A 2,039-nucleotide genomic window follows, 5' to 3' on the forward strand; every position below is an offset into this window, starting at 1 on the left:
AGTTGTTCAGGTGGCCAAGGTTAACAGCTTGCCGAGAAGGTTAACAGCCCCCAACGGGTCTTTTTGATTCAGTCTCTTAGGGTCGCGATCCGCTAGGGCAGTAGTGCCTCAGGTTGATCATCGCATAGGCGACTGGCAAGGTGATCGGCGACGACGTACACCGGCGCCAGCGCAGCAGCGAATTCGTGCACTTTCTGCGCACCATCGAAGCCAGTGTGCCGTCGCACCTGGATGTGCATCTGGTTTCAGAAAGGCCGGGAAATTGATTCAACGAATTTCTAACTCACGACACTGGTTTGTCTAGGCTCAATCCACGCTTAAGGAGGTCACATGCATAGGAAGTTGGGTAAATTAAGGTTGTTCGGCGCTATTATTTTCGCGGCCACCTCATTAATCCTCTGCCATTATTCGAGCGCACAGAGCTCGGGAAAATTGTCAAGGATTTCCATTTCCAATACGTGGAGCGGGGCAATGATCGTAGTTTGGGCCCACAAACCCGGAAACTGGCTGTGGGGTTATACACCCTATGATGCCAAGTCTTGGGGAGACTACAATAATTGGTCGGTTATATATAACAATGACTCGACCATAACATTCAAAAACGTTGGCCAGGGAACATGCATGACGGCGTATAGCATCAAGGGGTTAACTCACGAAACGTGCTCCCAGTCTGCAAATCAAAAATTTCAGCCTGTCCTCTCGGAGAGTGGCGCCATTCAACTTAAAAGCATCAGCCTAAAGAATCAGTGCATCCATGCATTTGCGAGTTCGGATTGGAAATATGCCTTTGGCGTGAATTTCACGACATGCGCACTGCCCGGCGAGGCAGTGGATAGCAATCAACTTTGGACGTTGAATCCGGAGGTGAAAAATTCCCGGGTTTCTCCACACGAAGAACTTTGACCGGAGATCGCCATGAAAATCATCACTCCAATAGCTTCAATATTGTGCGTCACTGCACTCTTCATGCAACCATCTCATGCCGCAGTGACAGATTACCAAACCGCCACGTGGAATATGCAAGGCTCTTCGCAGGCGAGTGAGGCAAAGTGGAATGTAAACGTTCAGCAGTTAGTTTCTGGAGATGCGTCGGTCGACATTTTGGCATTGCAGGAGGCTGGCACTGTTCCTGCGACGGCCAGAGTGACGGGGCGGCAAATTGTTTCCCCTTTGCCTTCCGTGCCTGTCAGAGAGTATGAGTGGAATTTAGGGACGCGAAGTCGTCCGAATATTAGATATATTTATTTTGCGGAATGGGATGCGGGTGCGCGCAGGGTGAATCAAGCAATAGTAACTCGGAGCAGAGCCGATGAAATCGTCATCCTTCCAAATCCATTGGTCAATAGCGCTAGGCCTTTGCTTGGCGTAGGATTCAATAGGACTGGCGGAGTGCGCGGCCGAGATTATTTTTTTACAATACACGGATTTGCCACTGGAGGTGGCGATACGGCGCCATCGATTGAGGCTATTCATGGCATTTTCGAGGCGAGAAGAGATTCGGATTCGCAGTGGTTAGTAATGGGAGATTACAATACAAATCCAAACGTCTTATTGGGAAATTTACAAAGAAGGCTGATAATTCCGATTACTGATGTGGAGATTCTGACGCAACCTTCGCCGACGCAGAGATCTGGAGGGACACTGGATTACGCCGTGTTCGGTCAATACAATGCTGCTCAATCAGTTGCAATTCTATTGGCTGCAGCGATGTTCGTGGCTCAATTGCATGGATCTTTAAATTCCGACCATACGCCCGTGAAATTTTTTCGCAAATCATAGCTAGTCCAGCCTGAACAAACCGGAGAGCCTTAAGCGTTGGGGCTTTCCGGCGGAAATCGTGTTGTTGGAATTGCAGAGACCTGGCATATTGCTGGGTATAGCCTGCAAATTCTGACGAGGTTTAGATGGGTCCGAAGGCGCCTGTAACGGAGAAGGGGTTCCACGCCCAAACCCCAATAATTTGGCTCCGGTGCAAATAGGTAGCGTGGTCGAAATAATCTTTATAGATTTGGATACCTTATCGATTGAACAGGACGGCG

The 2,039-nt window shown here is 49.2% G+C and carries 3 protein-coding genes; all 3 read left to right on the top strand.

The genetic code is table 11. From position 1 onward, the window contains the following. The first annotated feature begins 140 nt into the window (after positions 1 to 140). The 3 genes from EVC45_RS44280 to EVC45_RS44290 all read left to right on the top strand — a co-directional run bounded on the left by EVC45_RS44280 (position 141) and on the right by EVC45_RS44290 (position 1,779). Positions 141 to 266, top strand: coding sequence for a hypothetical protein (locus tag EVC45_RS44280; protein ID WP_373683135.1), 126 nt, complete (start codon positions 141 to 143; stop codon positions 264 to 266). A gap of 64 nt (positions 267 to 330) precedes the next feature. After that, entirely contained in the window at positions 331 to 903 is a 573-nt protein-coding gene (locus tag EVC45_RS44285) for a hypothetical protein (protein ID WP_129964321.1), read from the top strand. Between the two features lie 12 nt (positions 904 to 915). Beyond that, positions 916 to 1,779, top strand: coding sequence for a cytolethal distending toxin subunit B family protein (locus tag EVC45_RS44290; protein ID WP_129964322.1), 864 nt, complete (start codon positions 916 to 918; stop codon positions 1,777 to 1,779). The last annotated feature ends 260 nt before the right edge of the window (positions 1,780 to 2,039 follow it).

Source organism: Paraburkholderia sp. UYCP14C (genome assembly GCF_004197395.1).
GTDB lineage: Bacteria > Pseudomonadota > Gammaproteobacteria > Burkholderiales > Burkholderiaceae > Paraburkholderia.

Excerpts from the sequence above, each read along its gene's own strand:
- EVC45_RS44285 (WP_129964321.1), top strand. The coding sequence starts at position 331 with ATGCATAGGAAGTTGGGTAAATTAAGGTTGTTCGGCGCTATTATTTTC.
- EVC45_RS44290 (WP_129964322.1), top strand. The coding sequence starts at position 916 with ATGAAAATCATCACTCCAATAGCTTCAATATTGTGCGTCACTGCACTC.